This is a genomic window from Corallococcus sicarius, from assembly GCF_003611735.1.
Taxonomy (GTDB): Bacteria; Myxococcota; Myxococcia; order Myxococcales; family Myxococcaceae; genus Corallococcus; species Corallococcus sicarius.
The window spans coordinates 1-4812 of sequence record NZ_RAWG01000489.1 but is presented as its reverse complement, the minus strand read 5'-3'; the positions used below and the strand labels follow the sequence as shown (position 1 = coordinate 4812).

The 4812-nt window shown below is 72.9% G+C and carries 1 protein-coding gene; it reads right to left on the bottom strand.

What is annotated here, in order from left to right; genetic code table 11:
- Nucleotides 1-4812: hypothetical protein (locus tag D7X12_RS43270; protein ID WP_158620212.1), on the bottom strand; the 4812-nt coding region annotated here is incomplete at both ends.

Here is a 4812-nt window from a genome sequence, read left to right as displayed (position 1 = left end):
CCGGCGCGAGCAGCAGGCGCGTGCCAGAGCGGTCCCTCCGGACGACGGAGAGCGCGGCTTCCAGCACGGGGGCGCCGTTGGTCGTGAGCCGGTGGAGCGAGGCCTGCTGGAGTTCGAGCCGGCCGGGCCGGTGCAGCGGCTCCTCCGCTTCCAGGAGGACGCCGACGAGACGGAAGGGTGTCCCCGGCTGCATCAGCAACACCACGCGGGGCTCGCGCGGGGCCGGCCACGGATCCAACCCGAGCACGGCCAGCGTGTCCTCGAGCGCGCGGTCCTCGTCGAGCAGCGGCGTGCCGGGCACGGGGGCGGCCACCGCCACCTCCGAGGGGAGGAAGGGACTGGGGAGCGGCTCCGTCAGCCCCAGCGCGTCGAGCAGCGCGCGGGGACTGGCGTAGCGGGAGGCACGGATCAACGCCTGGGCGAAGAGGGGCGCGTCGGCCGCGCCGGGCGCGGAGAGGAGCGGGGCCGCGAGTTGAATCTCATAGGCCGCGCCCGGCACGAGCGTGGGCCGGACCACCAGGGTGCTGCCGTCGAAGCGCGGCACCTTCAGGCAGGGCGCGCGTGTGGCCAGGTCCTGGAGGCGCCGCTGGAGGGGCTGCAGGGCCTCGATGGGGAGCGGCTCCCAGGTGGCGGGCACGCCCTGGCCCAGGTCCGGCAGGGCCTGCTGGCCCGCGTCCACCGTCCCCGCGGGCGGGTCGGTGCGCCGGATGCGCACGGCCAGCGTGCGGCCGTACTTCCCGAGCAGCCGGCTCACGTGCTCCACCTGGAAGTGCACCCGCAGCGGGGCGTCCGGGAAGTGCGGGGCGCTGGCGTCGCCAGGGTCCAGTCCCAGCAGGTAGCGCGACAGGTTGCGCGGGTCGAACGTCGCCTCGTTCGTGATGTCAGGTGGTGGCGCGGACAACGACGCCACCGCGGGCGCGGTGCGGAAGTGGAACGTGGTGGTGGCGGAGTGCATCGGGCCGGGCGCGGCCCACGGATCCGCCGGAGGCTCGAGCTGTTCGGTGAGCTCCCCCTTGCTGTTGCGGCGCGACCAGGTCTGGACGTCCCAGTGGACCTCGAGTGTGTAGGGGGTGTTGGCGTCCAGCAGGGGACGCCCCAACGTCCGCAGGGCCAGCTCGTTCCACTGCGTCACCTGCGCCTGGCGTGACGCCTGGTCCCGCTGGCGCCGCAGCTCCGCCTCCTGGGTGACGCCCGAGACGCTGAGCAGCGCCAGGTGCCGGCCCTTGCAGGGGGGAATCCGGACCGAGCGCCACGTCGCGCCAGCCGGGGGCTGGTAGCGGACCATCGTGTGGCCGGTCGGGGGATTGCCGACGAGCTGGGAGCTCCAGGCGACCTGGGTCCCGTCCACGCGCGTGCCCATGAGCTGCGGCAGGCTGGTCTCCACGTCCGTCAGTCCGTTGAGGGCCGGGGGGCTCTCGAACTCGTAGCGCAGTTCGACGAGGGTGCAGAAGCCATGGCCCCCGGTGAGCCGGACCTTGAGGATGTTCGCCGTGCTGCTGCTCACGGAGAGGGTGAGGTCCTTCTGCAGCTCAATCTGGCGCTGGACCGTGCCGATGACGGTGTTGTCGAACTTCAGCGCCTGAAGGGTGATGGGGCCGCCGGGCTGGACGTCGTCGTCCGTCCGGTGCAGCACGTAGAAGATCACCCGGACCCGGAAGGCGAGCGTGTTCAGGCGGATCTCGATGCCGCCATGTCCGAAGGCGATCGCATGACGGTCGGTGGGCACCGTCTCCAGGACCTTCATGGCCTCCACTCCGTCGGGACCCGACAGGGAGAGGTACCGCTGGCCCTCGTGCATCAGGTCGGTGGACTGAAGGTTCAAAGAGAGGCTGTGGTAGCGGTGGGCGCGGCTGCGCCGGCCCGTCAGCTCGTCGTCACGTCGGACCAGCGCCAGCACGACCTGGGGCTGGAGCAGCGGCGAGGCGAAGCGCACGTCCATGCCGGCCTGGCCCGCGAAGAGGGTCCGGTCCCGGAAGGACGTCGGCTCCCAGGCCGCGTTCACGATGGGCGCGGGGGCGCCGCTCCCGTAGGCCGAGGGCAGCGCGCCCACCGTGCCGGCGGTGACCTCGATGCCCTGCGAGAGGATGTCATCGAGGCTGTTCGCCAGCGGCGTCCCGGCGGTGAGGAACTCGGTGACGACGGCGGACACCCGTGAGGAGAACGGCGGCGCGCTCGGCGCGTGCGGGGGCAGGAGCACCTTGTCGTCGTCGAGCCGCTGTGCCGCCTGGCCGACGGCACTCGCCGGGAGCGCCGCCGGTGAGGGCTTGCACAGGCGCACCAGGCTCTCCACCGGATCTCCCGGCAGCAGCGGGCCTCCGCTCTCCAGGAGGTTGTAGGCCCACCGGTAGGGCTCGCCCACGATGAGCTGGAGGTCCCTCGCGCCGTCTCCCAGGGACGCCTCGCCCTCCTGCGGAAGCGAGGGCCGGTGCGAGGGCAGCACCCAGAGCGCGTCCAGGTTCGGGGAGACCGGACCGTTGGGCCCGCGCAGGCGCAGGGAGCGCAAGCGGTACGCATGCCGCACCTCCCCCTGGCCCACCCAGGCCGAGCCGTCGAGCGGAGGCGGCCGGAAGTGGGTCGCCGTGTCCAACGCCAGCGTCACCGGGCTGGTGAAGTGCAGCACGGGGATGGCATCCGGCCACACCGTGGTGCCCTGTCCCGCCGTCGTCGACGCCTGGCCGATGCGGCGCTGCTGGTGGGTGACCAGCTCCAGGCCGCTGACGGGCGGCGGTGGGGGCGCCGTGCTGTCCCCGTCGCCGATGCTCACGTCGGCACAGACCTGCTTCTTGAAGCGCCAGAAGCCGACCTTGCCGCAGACGTGGCCGCGCAGCTGCAACACGTCCGCGCCCCCGCTGACGTCCACGTAGCGGAAGCCCAGCTCACCGCTCACGCCAGCGCCCAACCCGAGCAGCCGCGCTTCGCCCTCGATGCGCACCGCGGCGCCCAGGGTCAGCGGGTTGGTGCCAATGCCGGCGAGCATCTCCGCCATGACGTGCAGGCCGAGGAAGTCATTGCCCCAGTCCAGCTCGTAGCGGGAGCCGAAGCCCACGGAGAAGCCGTCGAAGGACAGCTCGGGGCGCCCGCCCAGGTTCTTGAGGCCGCGCTCCTCGATCATCAGGAAGGTGGAGGACTCGGCGTCGAGGCGGCCGGGCAGGATGACCGTGCGCACGGGCTGGCCGGTGCGGCCCTCGAAGCCATCCGCGCCCACGCGCAGGTACGCCGCGGGCCCGGAGACGCGCGGGAAGAAGCCGGAGACAGGCACGTCCACGCGCAGGAGCCGCCGCCAGTCGTAGGTGCCACGGATGCCCAGCACCACGCCGCTGGAGTCCACCGCGAGCAGCCCGAGCAACCGGGCCGAGGTGTCTCCTGTCGGATCCTTGTCCCTCTCGGTGGCGGGCTCGGGCCGGCTGAGGAAGCGTCCATCGATGCCGAAGACCACGGACAGGTCGGGCAGCTGCAGCGCGAGCATGCCGCGCGCGTGGAAGCTGTAGCCCTGGTCGGCCAGGGTGCCCACCACGGCGCCCAGGCCCAGCGCCCAGGGGCCCCGCTGGGGGACGTACTTCTGCTCCGGGGGCAGCCGGTACCAGCCCAGCTCCCGCTCCACCACGTCGCCGGACGGGAGCGCGGCCAGGTTGCGCACGCCGTTGGAGACGAAGCGGCCGGAGAAGCCGAAGAGGCCCAGGCCGGTGGTGAAGAGGGGGATGGGCGTGGAGAAGGTGGTGTCCACCTGCACGGTGAAGAAGCCCTGGTCTCCGAAGGCCACGGCCCCGGCGCAGGCGATGCCCGCGGGGATGACCTGGAGCTGCACCGCGCCGCGCAGGCCCCCGTCCGCGTCGCGCGCCAGCCGGCCCTGGCCCTCCAGCACCCCGGGCACGCGGACGCTCACGTCCAGGCCGCGCAGGGCCACGTCCACGTTCCCCCCGCTGAAGGTGATGCGCAGCGTGGCGCCGGAGACGCGCACCACGCCCAGGTCGAGCGCGAAGCCCAAGTCCAGCTCCACCCACGAGGAGCCCGCGCCCACCCGCGCGCTGGTGACACGCAGCAACTGCCCCAGGGCACCCTGCATGCTCCAGCGGCCGGGGTCCTCCACGTCGATGTCGGCGTCCTCGAAGACGAGGCTCAAGTTGTCCGGGAAGGACAGGCGCGTGTCCACGAGCACGCCGACGCCGCGGTAGCGCAGCTGGAGCGGCTCCTCGGTCTTCACGCCCAGGGCGTCCACCTGGAGCGCGACGCTGTAGTCCACGGTGAAGCGGAAGCGCGAGTCCTCCAGCTCACCGAGCCCGAGCATGCGGAACTCCGCCTCCACGGCGTGGAGCACCGTCTCCGCCTCGGGCACCGCCTGGGTGAGCAGCGAGGAGGCGGACAGCAGCGCGAGCATGCGCGCGCCGATGTTGTCGAGCCCGGCGGCCGACAGCCCCTTCAGCAGGCCGGGCGCGAGCGCCAGGGTGGTGGCGATGAGCTTGTCCGGGCTGCGCCGCCAGCCCGCGGGCTCACCGCGCGAGTCGAAGCGCAGGGTGAGGAGCGTCTCACCGCTGCGCACGTCATGGGTGAAACGCCCGAGCATCGTGTGCTCGTCGGCCCGCGTGCCGCGCGCGTCCTGCAACTCCACGAGGCGCCGCGGGGTGGCCGGGTCCGGATCCGAGGGGTCCTGCACCGACGTCGGATCCTCGGGGAGGGGCAGCCCCTGCTGGACCCAGGTGACGGAGACCTCCACCAGTGTGGGGGTGGCATCCGCGAGGTCATTGACCTGCGGGCTGTCCCAGATGACGCGGGCGCGGACGGCGTAGGGGTAGCTGGGGTCGGACGGCGGAGTGG